Genomic DNA, 19,463 nt, shown 5'->3' on the forward strand with positions numbered 1-19,463 from the left:
CTTTCAAGCCTGCTGCAGTTGCGTTACCACTGAACGCCCGATCCGGTCCGCATTCGCCATGATGGTCAGCGTATGGGACTTCTCGGTAAGCGTGGGCAGGCAGGCAGCGTCAACCACATGTACACCACACAACCCCTCCACCTCTCCGAAACTATCCGTCTGCCCTACTCGCGGCTTAGAGCGCATAGGGAGCGTTCCAGCATAGTGGATATCGGCTCCAGGCTTACCCACAGTGAAGCTCATTGGCATCAGGATCGCGCCCATTTTCCAATAAATTCGACGCAGTGTTGATTCGGCCGCTTCCATGAGTGCAGGTATTTCCGGCTGCACACCACCGCTGATCTTCAGAAAACCATCCGGACGTAATACCGCAGTGTTACTGGACAGGTTGCCGGGCAGGAATATATTGCCTACAAGGCAGGAACTCAGCAGGTTTTTCAGCAACTCGATGCTGGAGCGCTTACTCATGGGAACCCGGCTGACAAACTCCGTCATTGGGAGGCCGGTGGTGCTGAAGGTCGAACCAAAGGCTGTTGCAGTGGCGTTCAACTCCAGCGCAAAAGAGAGTTGGCCAAGGCCAAACCCTGGCGCCCGTGGGCTGCCTAGGAGCCTCGGTAGCCATAGCAGGAAAGCAGCAGTTGGCGATGACAGCAATGGCAATGGGGCTGAATGATTCAGTTGCTTGAGCACAAGCCTCGTCGTGGCCAACGTGCCCGCCGCCAGCAGCAGTCGTTTACTCGAGAAGCGTCGGGTAGAGCGAACATCGGTGACAGTCCAGGAGCCGCCTTGCTGGAGAAAGTCACCCACCAGAAAGTTTTGCACATGATGAAAGCCGGGGTATTGCTTGAGCTTTGGCAGTTCCAACGAAGCGCTGTACAAGGCCTGATTCTGACACTTCCACAAGCAGTTTCCTGACAGGTCACAGGCCTGACGCCCATCAAGAGGCTCACTCAGGGCCGCGACCCTGGAGCGCCCAAGCCGAAACCCCAGGCCAGGAAATGCCTTTCGGTGGCGATTGTAGTTATCAAGCATTCGCTGATGTAGCCTATCCAACGGCAATGGCGGCTGTGACCAGTCATCTAGACCAAAGTAGCCCGACAAATCATCGCTGGCTTGGCCACTGATACCTATCCGCCTGGAAACAGTTTCGTAGGATTTTTCCAGTTCAACATAATCAATGCTGGCCTCGGAAAAGTCGCTGGCAGGCAGCCTCGCGACGCCACACCCCCAGGCGTTCGACAAACCACCTGTTGCCAGGGAACCGATGCCGATAAAGTTTTCGGATTCAATGCGATTGCTTGCGCTGAAGCCTTGAAATACATGAGCATGGGTGGGCGTCTTGAGCTTGGGTGAAACCGCATCCAGCTGATTCAATGCATGAAAGTTTTCGCCAATCATCCACTTCCACTGTTGCTCATCGTTCGCCCTGCTAACCAGAAACGGACGCTGTGGCGCGGCCAAAGATCCAGGATCGCTTTGGGCATCGACCATCAGCACTTTAAGACCGGCCTTGACCAACGGGTAGGCAGCCGAAGTTCCAGCCGGGCCACTGCCGACAATAATCACATCAAATTCAGGCTTCACGCGGGTTTCCACTTTCTAGAAACAACTGACAGGCAAAAGGCCGTAACAGAACACTCGCCATCATCCAGGCAATCTCCTTGATCGTGGTCCCTCCCAATGCAAGCAGTGTAACAACGAAGCCACGCTGGCGCAGTGTGCCGAGAAACGCTTGCGCCCCCTGAGGACTGGCTTCAGCGATGCCGAGTGCAACTTGAAGCCGCCAGGCCAACCCCTCGCCGTGGGTCGACTTCAGAACGGTTTGATTGTCGAGAAGTGTCAGCAGTATCGGCCAGCGCCTCAACAGGCAAGAAGCAACAGTTGGCCTACTTTTCCCGGCGCGCTCAAGCACTCTCACGTACCGACGAACCAGGCTTGCATGCGGTACTTTTTTCAGCAAGTAGCTCAGGAGCACAACCGCTTCCTGAAGAAGCTGACGGCGACTCCCCCGGCCAGACCGATGCATGCCATACGCCATAGGACGCAACACTCTACCCAATCGCTCGAGGGAGTCTGCACTATCCATTGAAGGCAGCTCAATAAGCGAAAAAATGCGCTGGAGCCCTAACTTCGCACTCAAAGAGTGCCCGAGTACCCGCACCAGCAATCGGAGGAGTACCACCGGGACGGGGACTGGCAGGCGAACGGCACGGACGCGATCTGACGCAATTGTTTTCAGAAAATGATGAAAGGAAACAGGCTGCACAGCGCCCAGGTTGAATAAGTCGCCACGAATCTCCGGTCGCTCGACCAAGGTCAATATGGAGGCGGCAAGGTCGTCGACATGGATGGGCTGAACGCGAGGTGCCGGCACGAATACGGGAATAAACGGCACTCTACGAACCAGCGTTGTCAGCACTCCGAAGAGGCCTAGTTCGGGGCCGCCATAGACTTGCCCTGGCCGTACCACAATACCGCCTGCAGCTAGGACATCACGCTCTATACGCCACTTGGTCTGCCCATAAACGCTGGGGGCCGCAGCATCAGCGGTTTGGCTGGAAATGAAGATGAACCTTGCTTGGGCCTGATAAGCGCTGCGGATAAGCATTTGAGCCGCACGGACTTCATCATCCGGGCTGATCTGGGTGCCCGTCGAGGTATCGGCAGCCAGATGAATAAAAACCTGGATGCCCGGCGGGAAAACCGGCACAGGCTTTGACAAATCGTAAGGGCACCACAAGTAGGCCTTGGAGCACGGCTGGCGCGTCGCCCCAATGACTTCATGGCCCTCTGATTGGGCAAGAGACGCCAATTGCGCGCCAATGTAGCCGGTAGCGCCGGTAATAAGCAGCTTCATTGCTATTGGCCTTGCATGTGATCAGAGGGGGCAGGATCGTATTGCTTGGAACGAAAAACGAATAGCTTGCTGATCCAGTAAGTCATGAGCACACAGGCCACATCAGAAGTAACCTTCACAGGGGTTGGGTTATCGACAAAAAACAAACCAATCCCCAACAAAGCAGACGCCACCGGAATGTTGATCGCCAGCAGAGAGAAATACCGAAGCGCCTGGACTTTACCGCTGGATCCCGTGGACTGGAATGTGAAATACCGGTGCAGGAAGAACGCAAATACACCGGCGACACCCTTGCCAGCAATATTAGCCAACACCGCCTGATCACTGAATAAGCAAAGCAGTAGCAAAAAGGTGCCCATATCCAGCGCATAGGCTAACACTTGAATGGTGCCATAACGGACGAAGGTCAAGACTTCCTCCTGATGACCACAATGTGATGAAGCCCTAGTATGCGCTTCAAAGGACTTAGCAACTTCTCCGCGATTTTAATCACTGGGATAAGAAAATCTGGGAGCAGTTGGCGAAAATTAAGCCCCCCCGAAATCAGGTACCGCGGGTAATTGCCGCACACCTCCTGATGAACAATTTCCAGATCAGGGTACTTGAGCTCGAATGTCTTGCGATCACGGACGAAAACAATGTAGCTGAGGGCCTGATTCGCACCGTTCATCGGGCCCGCGGACGGCGTTTCCCATGACACAAAGTCCATGTCGAAGCCCTCGGACTTGAACAGGCGCTTGTAGAGATATGCCGAAAAAGGACCATAGTAAGGCTCGATTAAAATCGCTCCACCTCCCGGTTTCAAAGTGCGCTGTAGCTCCGTAAAAAACCGATCAGGGTGAGGAAAGTGGTGAAAACAGTTCTGGCCATAAAATGCCCTGACCGAATCATCGTCCAAGCTCATGGCCTCAGCATTCAGCGCCATATCCAGCCGGTCGCTGGAGACAACATCAGTGGCCAGTACATGCGGGTAGGAATTGCGCATAGGTGCAATTCCTGCCCCCAGCTCTATCTCGGAGCCCTGGACCTTGAAGAAGAGCTCCGCGAGGCGATGGAACGAATGATGGAACTCGATAAAAACCTCGCGTAGCATCGGTTTGTTGTCTAGCACCTTCTCGTGCAACTCCATACGCTCTGGACCATCGACATCCAATGTCTTGAGCGATGGGTCCGACAAAAAATCCCTCAGTGCCTTCATCAATTTTTTCCCGCAGTGACGTTACGATGATCGGAATGCCTGAGCCGGTTGACACAAAGCGGTGACAGGGCGGAGAAATGGCTGCCCATTCTCCTGAAGTCATCTTTTAGTGCAAAGAGCAACGGCCCATTCCGCTTGGGCGAACTCGAGCCCGTGACAATGGCAGCGATTCATATAAAACAGTGACATGAATCCAAATCACCAACTAAAACACTCCAAAAAACAGCATCTAAGATCGTGATACTATCACATGAATTTCGGTCTTGAGTAGACGACCTTAAAAATGCGTTCCCATTTAAATTTCTCATACAAATACTCTATCCAGCGTAAGTCCAGTCTCTTCAACGAAGAGCGTCGAAAAAAGATACCCATACATTAATTTGCCTTACGAATCTCGACTTGCTCAATTCCCAACCCAAGTGGACGATCATCCCCGCTTAGACCTAATTGTTTGGGTGATGAAGGCGACGGGATAATTATAGACAAGACGTTGCTACTCCCTGAATAGCGCACACGAACCACATGGGACGCACTAGTGGCCGTCAATTTAAACGGAGTTCTTTGGGCATTGAGTTCAACATAGAAATTTTGATCAACATTAGGTCCAAAGGCACTTGCCGTGAGAACCAGGTCAAAAACTTCTGGCAGTGGTTTCTCAAACTTTATGGACACCTTCCCGCTGTCAGACCATGTACCCCATGCTTCAGCACTGGATAGTCCGGAGGTCTTTATCGATGGATCCCAGATCGCCCCTTTGCGAAAATCCAGAACAGAATACGCTCCTGTTGCCTTTTTGGCCAAAGAGAACCCATTGAGATTCAACACCTCAAATTCACCCTTTTCAAACTCAACATCCCCAACCGCCAGCACCCACTTCTTATCGTCCGGCAGATTAGCGACGCTGTATGGTTTGCCCGCCGCGTAGACGTACGAACTATCAATAGTCGACCCCAGATTATCGATATAAAAGAGTGTACGAAATTTGGCTGGCATGCTATCGCCGAGTACAATCAATTTCGACAATTCGAAATCGGGAACGTAGCTTTTGGCAAACATACCTGCCTTATCATAGGCATCAACTACCATGCGTTGCCTGACTTCAGCATTGTTGAAAACTGCCATTACTACGACAGATAGAGGCAGATAGGCGAATGTAAAAAAAACGACCCCCGCCCTAGGAGCCTTGTACCAGAGTAGGACGGCAAATCCCGACAGCACAGCAAGTGCGACAAAGCTTTTAGTTCCACGTGCATAGCCATGAAGTTCCGGACCGTCCACGTGGGACAAGATATAAGGCGCCATATGAGTAACTGCCGCGTAAGCGATAGCAGAAACAACCACCAGCGCCGTCGCAAGCCTGAAATACCTCAGCGATGAATCATGCGCACGAGAAAGCTGGGCCGCGGCCGCAATAAAAAGCAACGGCAGCATAAAGTTATAGTACCTCATGTGCAGTCTGAAGATACTTTCGGCTGAATTACTTCCTGCCACTGAAGCCGTGAACAAAGCGACAACCGCGATTAGATTTAGCAGGATAGCTAGCGTGCAGAACGAAACTTTTCCACCGACTGAAATTTCCCGGCGAGACAATACTTCGACACTACCTACTATCACAACTGCCAGCGCCACTCCGAACATCAAGCTGTTCGCAAGCAAATGTCCCCCTGCTACCATTGGCGCCTGAGAGGCGATATCAAGATAACGCTGAAGCGTAGACCCGCCTGCCTCGAATGTTGAAGTGTAAAACCCACCCAAAATAGTCAGCCCGGCCTTTCCCGCCAACAGATAGCCGAGGGAAAACTTGACTATCAACATCGCGACTAAAAACAAGACCGAGTTTTTCAACCCTACAGCCAACCAGCTCTTTACTCTGTCGAAATAAGAAAAAATCAGGATACACAAACAAAAAGCAGGAATCATAAAAAGGGCATGCGGCTTAACCAACGACGACAAGCCCATCAAGAAACCAAAAAACAACCAATGTTTGGCGAGGGCAAAAGAATCAAGACTCAAAAAATAAGAAACACAAACCCAGAATGATAAAAAGAACAACGTATCCGGCATAAAATATACCGTATAGCTGTTTATAGGCCCCATCATGGAAAGTACGACGATTAGCAGTGAAACCCGGCCACCACAAAACTTTCTTGCCACCAAATATATAAATGGCGCTGCCGCGACAAAAAATGCGGCATTCAAAACTCTTGAGCATTCAAGGTATCCAGCCCCACACACACTGGTAAACTTGTAGATAGAGAAGTAGAGATAGTTTGGAATGGTTACAATTGATAACGGGGTCAATCTCGACATCGTGCTGAAGAGATATTCATCCCCCATAATTCCAGGATAGATTCCAGCAGACCGAGAAACCAATACAATCAACGTAACCAACATGACACTGGCTACTGCAACCGGTGCACTTAACCGCACTCTACTCGATAATTGCATACCGACTTTTTCTCCCCTAGTGAAACAAAATAAAAATTTACGACTGATGGAAAGCTTTCAAGCTTATAGTTTCTTGAATTTTGATTTTATTTTCGTCAAATGAAACGGCCTTCGGGGTACCGATGCAATATCTTGGCCCAGAAATGCCAGGATGAACTGAATTCCCAAGATGATCGGTAATGCCGCAAGCATGACCGTCCCTGCCGGTGTTGGAACCCCGGAATACATCGACTCAACCCAATGGATCGCCCCGAAGACCAAGCCGCCCGCCAGCATAATCAGACCGATGGGCAATTCAATAGAAGCCAGTGACAGATCTCTTAAATAGTAATTATAAAAAATTCTCTTACCGAAGTTTCGGACATGTTTGAAAAAGAACTCACCCACAATTTTTGACACTTTCAAGTTGCTAATTTCATCGCCGTATTTCGCATGCATTGGTACGTCGACGACTACCGCACGCAAAGTATTCAATCTAAACAACATATCCGTTTCAAAAAAATAACGCCGACTGATTTTGTTGAACGGCAAATGTCTAGCCACATCACGATGTATTGCTGTATATCCATTAGTGGGATCAAAAACATCCCAATAACCTGAGGAAAATTTTGTCATGAAGGACAGCACAGCGTTTCCAAACAACCGAACTCTCGGCATTGATTGAATTTCTTCTAAGTCAAAGAACCGATTCCCTTTCGTATAGTCTGCCCCCCCTTCTATTATCGGACTCACGAAATTCATGATAAGCGAAGGATCCATCTGGCCATCACCGTCTATTTTGACCATGACCTCCATATCATCCTCAATGGCAGCCCTATACCCGGTCATGATGGCTCCACCCACTCCCTGGTTTTCAGGATTGCGCAGCACTCTTACACGAGGGTCCGTGCAATTTTGCTCAACATGCGAACCGGAGCCGTCTGGACAGCAGTCATCAACGACGTAAATACGCTCTACTTCTGGCCCAATTTCTGAAATCACCCGCAGGATATGAGGGACCACTTTAAAGGAGGGAATCAACACAGCAATCCTACTACGTCCTTCGACATCGGAAGCACCACCTATGCCTAGTAAGATTTGATTCTGATGATCAGTAGTCATATTGAAATTTATCCGTTTATCCAGACTGCCAGCCAAAGACTTTCACTAAGCCCCCCGGCGAATCCATGTTATTAGTTAACCCAAATCAGTTCACTTGAAGAGAGTTACCTTCTTCATAAAGAGCGGGCACTGCGCTCTTTGAGTCTCGCGTTTTCTTCGCTGGACCTGGCTAATTCCGAGTAAACCCTCATATAGTCGTCCCCCATTGATTGGGAGGTGAATATCTTCAAATAGCGTACGCGAGCAGCTTTGCCATACTGTGCAGCTAGTGCAGAGGACTCCCATAACTGTCTCATTGCGACACGCATGGCAAGCGCATCACGTGGTGGCACGACCAAACCAGAGACTCCATGCTGATTGATAAAGCTAGTTCCCGTACCGATCTCACTACAAATCATGGGTTTTCCAAACATCGCAGCTTCGAGCAGGCTTATCCCAAATGCCTCTGACCTCAAGTGTGAAGGGAACACAACCGCATAACAGGCGTGAATCAAATTCACTTTCTCTTGTTCGCTGACCTGCCCAATAAACTGCACATTATGCAAATTACGTTCAGCCGCCATCTGCATCAAGTCTCGCTCAAGTGGCCCGCCCCCTACAATCAATAAGGGCCAAACCTGGCCTTCTATAGCTTGCAGCAGGAATTTCAGCCCCTTGTAGTAACGGAGAACACCTACGAACAAGAAAAACCGACCATGTCGCTGTTGCAGCTCTTCAACTTTTTCTGCCTCCGGACCTGGATACATAGACTCCTCCAAACCAATTGGAATATACGTCGATTTATCACGATAACGAGCCAGTACCGGCGAGCTTTCCAGATAGTTTGGGCTCGTCGCAACGATAGCGTCCATGCTGTTCAAAAAGGCACTTTGCAAAGGAGTGTAAAGGCATTTAAGTATTTTTTGGCGCACGATATCCGAGTGATACGTGACTACAGTCGGTTTCTTCAAGCGTGTGGCGAAATGCACGACATCCATAAATGGCCAAGGAAAATGATAGTGAACAATATCCGCAGACTTGCTCAACTCAGAGAAAATCTTAAAAGATGAAAACGACACTCCCGTTGATGCAAGATTAAAGTTCTCCTTAGCATGAACCAATCGGTAGTCAGGCCCGTCTTCCGTTGATGCACCGTCAGGCGTCAATGAAAGTACAACGTTTTCACATCCGAGCCGACTTGTAGCATGGGTCAAATGGCGGATGAACATCTCTACCCCACCATGTTGATGAGCGGCAAAGGTCTTGTAAAAATGTAGTATTTTCAAAAAAACACCTATATCGGCTTTAGAAGCACATTTGATGGGTTAGGCTCTACTACCGCATAATTTTTTGAAGCACACATTACGCAGACTCCATCGCCTTGACATAAACGTCCAGGGTTTCCTGTGCGCATCGTGACCAAGAGAACCGACTTGCCTGGCGCTGGCCTTCACTCGCCATTTGAATGCGCAATCCAGGACTCTCTACCAACGCCAAAATAGCGGCTGCCAACGACTCAGCCTGCTCGACATCAACAAGGCAGCACGCCCCTCCAGCGAATTCGGCCATCGACGTGCCAATGCCACAAATAACCGGTACCCCACAGGACATCGCTTCAAGTACCGGCAGGCCAAATCCTTCATAAGTCGATGGGTACACAAACACGGCAGCGCCTGCGTATATGAACGGTAAATGATCAGCGCTTACAAATTGAAGAAACCGAACTTCGCCCTTCGCCTGAAGGGCCAGGATGCGATTTATCAACGCCGCATTTTGCCAACCCGGAGCACCAGCAATCACCAACGGCCAATTGCGACGCACCGCCACCGGCAAGCGCTCCCAGGCATCCAGCAAGACCGAAAGGCCTTTACGCGGCTCAATAGTTCCCACAAATGCTAAATAGCGACCATGAACAAGACCGTATAGAGACAGAACCGACTCAGTAGACTCCTCCGGTCGCGGAATAAAACGAGCATCCGCCCCCAGATATATTGCTGCAACACGATCGGGCGGCACGCTGAATTGCTCGATCAATTGAGTACGAACAATTTCCGAATCGGTAATGACAAAACTGGCGCGGTCGAGCGTTCGAGGCAATTGACGACTCAACCAAGCGACACGCTCCGAAGGATGGAATTGCGGATGACTGATGAAAGAGAGGTCGTGGACGGTGGTAACGCCAGGCCCATCATGATCTTTGAGAATAAAATTTGGCTCGTGATAGACAAAATCTCGACGTGTACCGTCGCCCTGTCGAAATCGCGCTCCTGACCACGTCGCCTTGAGGCGATAAGCCAACGGCAATGCGCGCACAGAACTGCGGAACTTGCTTTTCCATCCGCCACTGGGTTTTACACAGGACATCTGCCTGCTCAGGACCTCTTCTGCCGATGAGAATCGAACACCGTCAAAGCATTCCATAGCGTCTATGGCGGGCAGCCCTTGAAACTCCCTCAGTAGATTGAGCGTATAGTTCCCAATCCCGGTGAGAGGCGGCTTCAACGATTCGGCTCCCATCAGCACGTTCATTGTTCAGTCACCACACGCATGCGCCAGTCAGCCAACAGCGAGGCCAATGTCTCATTCAATGAGATACTTGGCTGCCAGCCAAGCACCTCTCGAATACGCTCGCAGTTGCCAACAGCGAACGGAATATCCGACGGGCGCAAGCGCTGGGGGTCAAGTTCAACCGAAATGGCAACCGTACTTTGGGTGATCAGTTCATCGAGAACTTCCTTGATTTTGCGTGCCTGTCCCGAGGCGATATTGAACACGCGCGGGTGTTCACGGCCGTCACTCAACTCAAGCAACTGCGCGTAAGCGGTACACACATCACGCACATCCAGAAAATCGCGGTAAGCCTCAAGATTGCCAACCTGCATGACAGGCGCTTGCTTGCCACTTTCGATCAAGGCGATCTGCCGGGCAAACGAAGCCGTTACAAAGTCAGGAGACTGACCGCTACCAATGTGATTAAAAGGGCGCGCGATGACACCTCGGATGCCTTGCTTGAAATACTGTTCAAATGCCAACTCCGCAGCCAACTTACTGGCGGCGTAAGGATTCATCGGCAAACACGGGCTGCTCTCACCCAACGCTGCGCCCGACTTGAACGCATCCCCATATACTTCCGAAGAACTGGCGAACACAACGAATGCATCCGGTACCTTTTGCTTGATGGCTTCCAGTAAATTCAAACTGCCTATGACGTTGGTATTCCAAGCCAGCAGGGGATCACGAAAACTGGTCGGCACATGAGAAATGGCGGCTAGGTGGACAATATGGGTGGGCTTGAGCCGTCCCAAGGTTGCCGCGCATGCCATTGGATCCCGGATATCCAGCACAACCTGCTCGACACCGGCACGGGGTGACGGATTGAGAACACTGCAAGCACAGCTCACCCGATAGCCTGCCGATAGCTGGTCTAGCAGTACATTACCGACAAAGCCATTAGCCCCGGTCAACAGAACATGTTTCACCGCTATTCACCCTTGGCCTAAACAACATAAATAGGATGCAGCCGGTTCAAAAACGAACCTGCTCGCTTGGAGCGCGAGTAAATACGCTCTTCAGGACTCAGAAGGAAAAACCCTGCTCATTACGGCGCAGGTCTTCCTGGACCATCATCCGACAGAGTTGCTCCAGATTGGTTTTTGGCTCCCAGCCAAGCACAGCCTTAGCTTTTTCGGCATTACCAATCAATAGTTCAACTTCGGCCGGTCGATAGAACTTCGGATTGACCCGAACCACTGTCTTACCGTTTTTGGTGTTTATCGCGTGCTCTTGGTCGCCCTCGCCTTTCCAGTCGAGATGGACATCAATGGCTTTGAACGCCAGAGAAACAAAATCACGTACTGACTCAGTACGGTTGGTTGCCAGTACAAAAGTATCCGGCTCATCGGCCTGAAGCATCCGCCACATACCCTCAACATACTCCTTGGCAAACCCCCAATCACGCTTGGCATCCATGTTGCCCAGTTCCAAGACGTCCAGTTTGCCTTGACTGATCTTGGCGGCAGAGTCAGTAATCTTGCGCGTTACAAACTCACGCCCGCGCAGTGGCGACTCGTGGTTGAACAAGATGCCGCTGGTCCCGAAAATGCCGTAGGACTCTCGGTAGTTGATGGTCATCCAGTGCGCATATAACTTGGCGACACCATATGGGCTGCGTGGGTAGAACGGCGTTGTCTCAACCTGCGGGATCGCTTGGACCTTGCCGAACATTTCAGAGGTTGAGGCTTGGTAGAAACGCACCTTCGGGTTAACGATGCGGATCGCCTCCAGCAAATTGACAGCACCCACCCCCGTGATTTCAGCGGTGGTCACCGGCTGGTCGAAAGACACGCCCACGAAGCTTTGGGCGGCGAGGTTGTAAACCTCGGTCGCTTCAGTGGTCTGCAGCAGACGGATACTGGATGAGAGATCCGTCAGATCATATTCAACCAGATGCAGGTTCGGGTGCTGGGTGACACCCAGTTCATCCATGCGCCAGAAATTGACCGAGCTAGTACGGCGGTAAGTACCGAAGACGGTATAACCTTTTTGCAGCAAGAGCTGAGCAAGATAGGCGCCGTCCTGACCTGTGATGCCAGTGATAATTGCTTTTTTCATGCGTAGCTCCCTAATAATGCTGTGTTTAATCTTGAAAGCTCGAACTGCTCGGCAAGCTCGCTTATAAAAAGATTTGGCCTCTTCACTGAAATACCGCCTGTTTCAACTGGTCGGCACTCTGCTTCCAAGTAAGCCAAGGCATATTCACGGATTGTGGGTGCTCACCTAGCTTGAACAGCTTCAGCCACTCTCTCAAGGCATACACCAGTGAGGGCGGTGTGAGTCCTTCAAAATAGAAAGCATGATCACCCGCCACTTCGCGGAAAACGGGAATGTCACGTGCGATCATCGGCAAATGGTGCTGTGCCGCCTCGATAAGCGGCAAGCCAAAGCCCTCGCCCTCAGAGGCTGCAATCAAACATGTTGATGCGGCATAGACGTTTTCGAGGTATTCATCGCTGATACCCTCAAGCCAAAAAAGTCGCACGTTCAAAGCTGTGTGTTGTTCGATTGTGGTGATCAACGCGTCGACCAACCAACCGCGCTTCCCGACAATGACGAGGTTGGCGTCAAGACCTTCCGCCCACATCGACTCAAAAGCGGCAATGGTCTGAGCATGCCCTTTACGAGGTTCAATCGTACTGACCATCAAGAAACTGGGACGTGCTTTCAACTGAGCAAGCACCTTTTGGGCATTTTTGGGAAATCCAGCCGAAGGCACACTGCTGGCAATATCTGCCCCTAAATGAAAGCTCCTCACTTGAGGACCACCATCGCGTCTAGCAGGGCAGTTGAAAGCCACCCAATTTTTCAACTCCTGAGCGACGGCCTCCGAGATACAAATCAGCCCAGTCCCCACATCAGTGATCCGTTTAAGCCAGTTTGTAAAATAATCTGCTGTCGGTGCCGGCCACCAATCAGGCCGATGCACTAGAAGCAAGTCATAGACAATAAATTTTATCTCGACACCACTGGAACGCATTTTCGCGTGGAGTGGATAGAGTTCATCCGCCAGATGCATTGTCAAATCCAAAGACAAATAGATATCGCCTTGAGAATAGTCAATCGGTGCATCTGATGCGCCTTCACTCCCCGAAAATACTCTTCCTACGAACTCATCGGCGTAATAGTAGCGGCCCGCACGATAATATATCGGACGGACTGAAAGTTTTTCAGGCGGCGCACTTAAAAGCTCTTGCAACAAACTGCGAACCACCCGCTGGATACCGGATTTCGCATCAGAATGAACAATGCTGGAAATATCCAGAAGCAGTTGCCTCTTAGCCTGCCCCAAAAAATTGAACGCAATACAACTGGATAATTTTGCAAGTTGCCTGTCCGTTGGCTGACAGTGAGGCAAGTTAAGCAGGCCTTCCAGAAATGCTCGCTGTGAAAACTCATAAGGTTTCGAGTCCTCCAACGAAGTCCCCAAGCGCTCTATTGCAGCAATTGCTTTAGTCGCCGTTTCATCCCAAGAAAACTTTCTTGACTGGACTTTCGCGTGTTCAATCAAGGAGCAACGAAGCTGGTCGTCCTCCAAGACCTGACTGATTTTCGTAGAGATCGAGTTTACTGATAGCGGATCGAAAAGTGCTTCGTCGAGCCCGATAACCTCCGGCACACTGCTGCAATTTGAGCCAATCACTGGCGCGCCACACGCCATGGCTTCGAGGACCGGCAGGCCAAATCCCTCATGTGTGGAGGGAAAAACGAACAGCGATGCAAGCGAATAAAGCGATACCAGATCTTCATCCGCGACATAGCCTGTCAAGACCAGCTCATGAATCTCAAACCCAAACTTTTCTTTCAGATCCAATAACTCAATTCGCTGCAAATCATGTAATTTGCTGGCGATAACCAATTGATAAACGGATCTCAACTCAGGCTTGAGAAGGCTGTACGCTTCCAATAGCCGGGAGAAATTTTTTCTCGGGTCAAATCCTCCTGGCGCGTACAGTACAAACTTCTCATGTATACCCATGCGTTGCAGAAACTTTGCCGCTGTCTCTCCTGTGAAAACCTTGGGATAAAACTGTTCACCAATGGCGGCAGAAATATTTACCACACTCTCACGCGGCACTTCCAAGTACTCAACGGCCTCATCGCAAGAAGACTGAGAGATGGCCAGTAACGCATCGGCGCGCTCCAACCACTCAATCTTCTTGCTGTAGTAATCACGTAGCGCCTGGGTTGGCAGGTACACATCTTTATTGAGAAGAGGTATCAGATCATAGAGCACAACCGCTGTTTTATAGTTTCGAGCGCTCGCGCCCACGGAAGTCACAGCCCCTACCCCAGGATCTTCAAAGAGACTGCTGATCAAGACAACGTCAGGTACGAGCGAGCTGATAAACTCCTCTCTGATAACTTCTGCCGCACTTAACACCCAAGCCGAACTTAATTCGTCGGGTACTTCAAACACACGAATTCGTTCCTTGGGAATTAACGTTGAAAAAGCAGCCTGAATATCCAAGATACTTTCGGGCATTCGACCGTTTAGAGCAATCCAGACTTCATGGTTCCCCGCCTCTCTGGCAATGGCCAACGCCAAGGAAAGAGAGTAACGGCCAATGCCACGAAACCGGCTCTCCGATTGAGCACCCTGCAAATCAATGACGATACGCATCAGTGGGTATCCCTACGCCGCATAATATCTTTAAGTTCAGAGTAAACACTCGATACTCGCGGACTCAGATTATCGACATCCACTTCGATGGGCTGACTAGGTGAAATCAAAACACCGGACCTAGCTGGGTCTCGTCGATCTGCCACGAGGCCGCCATGCAATGCCGTTTGCTTGAAATAACGTGCAATACGCGGATATTTTTTTATCGTGTTGCTCAGCCGCCCATAGAGAGCAGGACGCCTTAACACGTAACGCAGCAAGCGCATCAACACTGAACGCGCCACGAACTTCACTCCACGAACGGGCAGTTTGACCGCCCAAACACCGGCCCTTACGCAAAAGCGCAGTGGGGAAGTGATTTTCCATGAGGTGCTCTTTAGCAGTACGTCCACATGCTCTTCATGGGCAGTAGCTTGAAGCCACCAATGATGAGTATTGCCCATCGCCACATCCAGTTGGTGGCTCAGCTCTTGTACCCGGGCTTCGAGTTCGCCTATGCGGGCGAGGCTGGACCGGCAGTCATCGGCTAGATGACGCCTGTGATCTTCTGACAGAGCCAGTTGTTCATTCAGAGCCTCAACCTGACCCGACAAGCCCTCAGAGCCGACTAAGACAGGGTCAACCCGCGTGCACCCCTGCACCGCCTCTGGCAGTGAGTGGCTATCGAACTCCAGCTTGCCGGCGTGAACTCTCAACCCATGGATTTGATCCTCAAGGGCCATTCGATGCTGCTTTTCAATTTCAAATTGCACCATCACCTGTTGATGCCCCTTGTAGAGCTCCAACAGTTCATTGGTTGCATGCCGGGCTTGATCACGCAGCACATCATTCAATGCTTCGGCCGAGACACGCTTGAGCTCAGCCTGAGTTGCGCGATTTATACTTTCTCTCAATGCTGCTTCAGTTTCGTAGCTACGACGCTCGGCCGACTGAATTCGAAATCCTGCCTCTTGCAGCTGGAGACGCTGTTGTTCGGCCACGGCTTCACTGTATATCGCACGTCGTTCAAACCCGCTCATCCCCCCCTGGGCATCCAAAGCGATATCGGCCACCTGCTCCAAGCGATTTCGCACTTTTTCAAGTTGCGCTTCCATTTCGTAACTATTCCCTAGCAATTTTCCATCTAAGTTTTTTATGTAGCCACTGTGCTGATCAAGCGCTTCCTCAATCGCCTGCATCCAAAGATCTTCTGTCTTCTCGGCACTGCCGTCATTGGGTGATTCGTCCAGATTGTCGAGATGCTCAAGCATCAGACGAAAGCTCCACTGCTGCACCGGTACGGCCCACAATCCAGTCGCCCAACTACGGAAAGGCTGTGGCAGATTAAAGGGGGCTATCGTTATTTGCCTGATCGGTGAGGGGTCGACAACGTGCCCTGTCGCCAACTCATGGACAAACACCATAAACGACAAATAAATATTGTTGGGCCAAACGCAGTCTTTGAAATCTTGCGATATGGCACCGTAATCTATAACTCGCGCGCCAACATCCGGCGCCACTATTACGTTCCACGCTCGAAAATCACTGTGGTAAAGACCAAAGGCTTCCAGCGTGGCAAGTTGCTCCAAAACTTCCCGAAGCACCTTCTTTCGATCCAAGGACGCATCATTCAATACATCCAACAATAGATCGCCGTGAAACCTCTGCATAACGACCCAACCTTCGCTTTCACCCTCTGAAAGGGCAATCAGCTCGGAAACAGGATAGTTCGACGGTGCTCCGGTCAAAAATAATTTTTCGCGATGAAACTCAATACGATTGTGGTCTGCACGCCCACCCACAAATCGGTATAACTTAATGACCGTCTGTGCGCCGAAAAAATAGCGACGCGTTCCCTCGTGGGTATTCTTCGCCAACGCATGGGAATCACTGCGCCACGCATCAAACGCTCCCGCTTTGTCGTCGACGGTCCAATAACCGTTACTGGCGAAATACAGAGGACGTTGCACGCTCGTTAGATGTGTCTCACAACGAGCCATTTCGCGGACAAAATGAACCGACTCCAACAACTCCCTTGGGTCCTCAGGCTGAGAGGCCGCCCAGTAAAGATCGCCCTCTCGTAACGCGATTTCCAGAACCAGTGCACCCGTCATCTCGGCAGCGCGCTGAAAAAGCCGCTTCACTTCATCGATCCCACGCTCGTGAATCACGTGATGAAAAACACTCAGCCCCAAAATCAAGTCGTATTGGCCAGGCTCCAAACGATCGATAACATCCTCGACCCGGCCTACTTCAAAGGTCGCATTCAGTTGAGGATGTTCTTGAGAAAGTGCGGTACAAACTGCGACGTTTTTATCCAGGAAATCGACCCCTCGAATCGCCGCCCCGCGACTGGCAAGGCTAAGGCTGAAATAGCCTTGGGCACAGCCCAGGTCCAGAACTCTCAGAGGGCGGTCGAGATGTGCCTGCAGCGCATCATAGATGCGCGCAATAACATCCAGCCGATCAGCGCACGGACGTGAAACATGATCCGAAAGATCGGAGCGGCCAAAGATCGGCTGATAAACCTCTGGCAACTCGGCTACCAATTGCTCAATCATGGGTTGCAACCTCAACGCCTGAAGACTCCAGGTACTCGACATTGAACGTTGCCCCCATATCGGAGATTCCCCAGAACTGAACAGATCTGCTAATTTTCAACATCACCGAATCATATCGTCGATCCAACGGCACCAAGTCCCCCGACAAAGGGTCGCCCGACGAGACACCAAATGACACTAGAAAATCTCCCGCATTCAAATTGAGCGGAAGCGAAAACTTAAACATGCGGACATCACCTGCTCGTGCTGAAACAACAGCCTGACCACGGCTGGAAACAAATGAATTGGTTCCATATAAAAATATGCCGTCAATGGTCTTGATCAGAAAGCCAGGCACGATACTTTCGAAATCTGCATCAAACTTGACCTTGAAGTAAAAGTCCGCATTTGAATTACTTTCGATGCGTGATGGAAAACGTTCACCGTCCACAATCACTAAATAATCCAGAATAGCGGCACCGCCATGCCCCCAGCGATATTCAGATGGGTTATACCCACCCCGAGTGGCGAAAACATCACTGCTAGTCAAAAAATCTTCTTGAACAAGGCCGGGGCTGGAAACTTCGGTCTGATGCCCCACTCCTTTTTTCTTGCCAAACAGCTCGTCCAAATAACGATTAGTGACATCTCGCGAGGGACCGTCCAGTTCGACATGCCCGTTCTTTAGCAGGATAGCCCTCTCGCAATGTCGCACAATGTCATCAGCACTGTGCGAGACAAGAATCAGGGTCATCCCCTCATCGCGGTATTGCTTGATACGTTTGAAACACTTGGCTTGAAAGTAACTGTCACCAACGGAAAGTGCTTCATCGACGATTAGAAGATCGGGCTTGAACGCTGTCGCCACTGCAAAAGCAACACGCATTTGCATACCACTTGAGTAAGTTCTAACGGGCTCGTCAAAATATTCGCCAATTTCCGCAAAGGCCTCGATATCTGGCATTGCCTGCGCGATCTCGGCGGCGCTGAATCCCATCAGGCCAGCCGAGTGGAATACGTTCTGACGCCCACTCAGTTCCGGCGTGAACCCCATCCCCAACTCAAGGATGGCTGCAATACGGCCATTGATCTGGACACTGCCTTCGCTAGGCTGCAGCGTACCGGTGATCATTTTCAACAATGTTGATTTTCCTGCTCCATTCTGGCCAACGATACCAATCGACTCTCCAGGATGAATCGTGAAGTTGACACCCTTTATCACCCAATGTTCTTCGCTGGGTTTTATCGGCAAGCCAAGCCAACGACCGATACGCTGGAACTCCGAGGCATAAACCCGGTAAGCCTTACCCAGATTGCTGACGCTCAAAAGGCTCATAGTACATCCACCATTTCTGGTGCTGCGCGCCTGAACATCATCAAGCCCAACAGCATAAGTGCAAGTGCGATAACCGCAGGGACAATGAGTCCATCGAGATTTGGCATTCGCGAATGCACCAACGCGTCATGATAGGCGGTGACAATCGGGTACATCGGGTTGTATTGCATCAACCCCTTGAAGCTTTCGGGAATGATATTGTCGGGGTAGACAATCGGCGTAAACCAGAACCAGGCTTGCAGGACGATCGGCACCACTTGGCCAGTATCCCGGACGAAGACATTGAGGACCCCAAGCACAAGGCCGATACCTACCGCCAATGCAGTAACGACCAATGTCAGCGGCACAATCCAGAAAACGTGTAGCGTCAGAGACTGCCCCAGCAGCGCGAAAACCAATAACAATGCGACAAACAGGAGCCCGTAGTTGAGCAGGCAAGACCCCACGGCAATCACTGGCAAGGTAATACGTGGGAAACGCATTTTCTTCATCAGGTTTCCCTGATCGATAAATAGCGTCAAGCAGCGCCCGATGATTTCAGAGAACAGGCTCCAGGCTAAAACCCCAGCCATCAGGTAAAGCGCGTAGGCATACTTGTTATCAATACCCGGCAACTTCGCCGCCAGCACGTTGGATAACACCAGCGCATAAATTGCTACCTGCGCCAGCGGGTTAATGATCATCCAAAGCCCACCCAAACGACTTCGGGCAAAACGGGCAACGAACTCATTACGAATGGATGACCAGACGAAACCCCGGTACTCCCAAAGGCTTCTAAACAACCCCAACATCGCTGACTCCTGAAAAAAGCCAGGCAGGTGCCTGACTTATTGCACACTAAATTGCGG

Annotated in this window: 14 protein-coding genes; all 14 read right to left on the minus strand. The window is 50.9% G+C overall.

Features of this window, described 5'->3' with window-relative positions; translation table 11 throughout:
- Positions 1–3: 3 nt before the first annotated feature.
- The gene (locus tag M2497_RS23510) at positions 4–1,584 is read right to left on the minus strand and encodes a GMC oxidoreductase (protein ID WP_248483550.1); all 1,581 of its coding nucleotides are present in this window, start codon (positions 1,582–1,584) and stop codon (positions 4–6) included.
- Entirely contained in the window at positions 1,574–2,857 is a 1,284-nt protein-coding gene (locus tag M2497_RS23515; RefSeq protein ID WP_248483552.1) for a sugar nucleotide-binding protein, read from the minus strand. Before M2497_RS23515 ends, M2497_RS23510 begins: the two co-directional genes overlap by 11 nt.
- Positions 2,858–2,859: 2 nt before the next feature.
- Positions 2,860–3,267 (minus strand): GtrA family protein, encoded by a 408-nt coding sequence (locus M2497_RS23520; protein ID WP_248483554.1) that lies wholly within the window; start codon positions 3,265–3,267, stop codon positions 2,860–2,862.
- Positions 3,264–4,055: a methyltransferase domain-containing protein gene (locus M2497_RS23525; RefSeq protein ID WP_248483556.1), complete on the minus strand. Its 792-nt coding sequence runs from the start codon at positions 4,053–4,055 to the stop codon at positions 3,264–3,266. Before M2497_RS23525 ends, M2497_RS23520 begins: the two co-directional genes overlap by 4 nt.
- A 375-nt stretch (positions 4,056–4,430) precedes the next feature.
- Positions 4,431–6,449 (minus strand): glycosyltransferase family 39 protein, encoded by a 2,019-nt coding sequence (locus M2497_RS23530; RefSeq protein WP_248483558.1) that lies wholly within the window; start codon positions 6,447–6,449, stop codon positions 4,431–4,433.
- 117 nt (positions 6,450–6,566) lie between these two features.
- Entirely contained in the window at positions 6,567–7,604 is a 1,038-nt protein-coding gene (locus M2497_RS23535) for a glycosyltransferase family 2 protein (RefSeq protein WP_248483560.1), read from the minus strand.
- 113 nt (positions 7,605–7,717) lie between these two features.
- On the minus strand, positions 7,718–8,869 hold the full coding sequence (locus M2497_RS23540) for a glycosyltransferase (protein WP_248483562.1): 1,152 nt from the start codon (positions 8,867–8,869) through the stop codon (positions 7,718–7,720).
- A 76-nt stretch (positions 8,870–8,945) separates the two neighbouring features.
- Entirely contained in the window at positions 8,946–10,112 is a 1,167-nt protein-coding gene (locus tag M2497_RS23545; protein ID WP_248483564.1) for a glycosyltransferase family 1 protein, read from the minus strand.
- Positions 10,109–11,062, minus strand: coding sequence for a GDP-mannose 4,6-dehydratase (locus tag M2497_RS23550; RefSeq protein ID WP_248483566.1), 954 nt, complete (start codon positions 11,060–11,062; stop codon positions 10,109–10,111). The genes M2497_RS23545 and M2497_RS23550 overlap by 4 nt, the downstream gene beginning before the upstream one ends.
- A gap of 97 nt (positions 11,063–11,159) precedes the next feature.
- A complete protein-coding gene (gene gmd, locus M2497_RS23555) occupies positions 11,160–12,194 on the minus strand; it encodes a GDP-mannose 4,6-dehydratase (protein WP_248483568.1) in 1,035 nt (344 codons plus the stop codon).
- Positions 12,195–12,276: 82 nt separating this feature from the next.
- Positions 12,277–14,760, minus strand: a complete 2,484-nt coding sequence (locus M2497_RS23560; RefSeq protein WP_248483571.1) for a glycosyltransferase family 1 protein — start codon at positions 14,758–14,760, stop codon at positions 12,277–12,279.
- Positions 14,760–17,300 (minus strand): methyltransferase domain-containing protein, encoded by a 2,541-nt coding sequence (locus M2497_RS23565; RefSeq protein ID WP_248483573.1) that lies wholly within the window; start codon positions 17,298–17,300, stop codon positions 14,760–14,762. The genes M2497_RS23560 and M2497_RS23565 overlap by 1 nt, the downstream gene beginning before the upstream one ends.
- Complete coding sequence (locus M2497_RS23570) at positions 17,293–18,615, minus strand: ABC transporter ATP-binding protein (protein WP_248483575.1); 1,323 nt, start codon at positions 18,613–18,615, stop codon at positions 17,293–17,295. Before M2497_RS23570 ends, M2497_RS23565 begins: the two co-directional genes overlap by 8 nt.
- A complete protein-coding gene (locus tag M2497_RS23575; protein ID WP_248483577.1) occupies positions 18,612–19,406 on the minus strand; it encodes an ABC transporter permease in 795 nt (264 codons plus the stop codon). Before M2497_RS23575 ends, M2497_RS23570 begins: the two co-directional genes overlap by 4 nt.
- Between the last annotated feature and the right edge of the window lie 57 nt (positions 19,407–19,463).

The sequence above is a fragment of the Pseudomonas sp. CYM-20-01 genome (genome assembly GCF_023169845.1).
Classification (GTDB): Bacteria; Pseudomonadota; Gammaproteobacteria; order Pseudomonadales; family Pseudomonadaceae; genus Aquipseudomonas; species Aquipseudomonas azotoformans.

Coding starts and splice junctions, on each gene's coding strand:
- M2497_RS23515 (WP_248483552.1), bottom strand. CDS start 2,857: ATGAAGCTGCTTATTACCGGCGCTACCGGCTACATTGGCGCGCAATTG.
- M2497_RS23525 (WP_248483556.1), bottom strand. CDS start 4,055: ATGAAGGCACTGAGGGATTTTTTGTCGGACCCATCGCTCAAGACATTG.
- M2497_RS23545 (WP_248483564.1), bottom strand. CDS start 10,112: ATGAACGTGCTGATGGGAGCCGAATCGTTGAAGCCGCCTCTCACCGGG.
- M2497_RS23535 (WP_248483560.1), bottom strand. CDS start 7,604: ATGACTACTGATCATCAGAATCAAATCTTACTAGGCATAGGTGGTGCT.
- M2497_RS23575 (WP_248483577.1), bottom strand. CDS start 19,406: ATGTTGGGGTTGTTTAGAAGCCTTTGGGAGTACCGGGGTTTCGTCTGG.
- gmd (WP_248483568.1), bottom strand. CDS start 12,194: ATGAAAAAAGCAATTATCACTGGCATCACAGGTCAGGACGGCGCCTAT.
- M2497_RS23530 (WP_248483558.1), bottom strand. CDS start 6,449: ATGTTGGTTACGTTGATTGTATTGGTTTCTCGGTCTGCTGGAATCTAT.
- M2497_RS23565 (WP_248483573.1), bottom strand. CDS start 17,300: ATGATTGAGCAATTGGTAGCCGAGTTGCCAGAGGTTTATCAGCCGATC.
- M2497_RS23560 (WP_248483571.1), bottom strand. CDS start 14,760: ATGCGTATCGTCATTGATTTGCAGGGTGCTCAATCGGAGAGCCGGTTT.
- M2497_RS23570 (WP_248483575.1), bottom strand. CDS start 18,615: ATGAGCCTTTTGAGCGTCAGCAATCTGGGTAAGGCTTACCGGGTTTAT.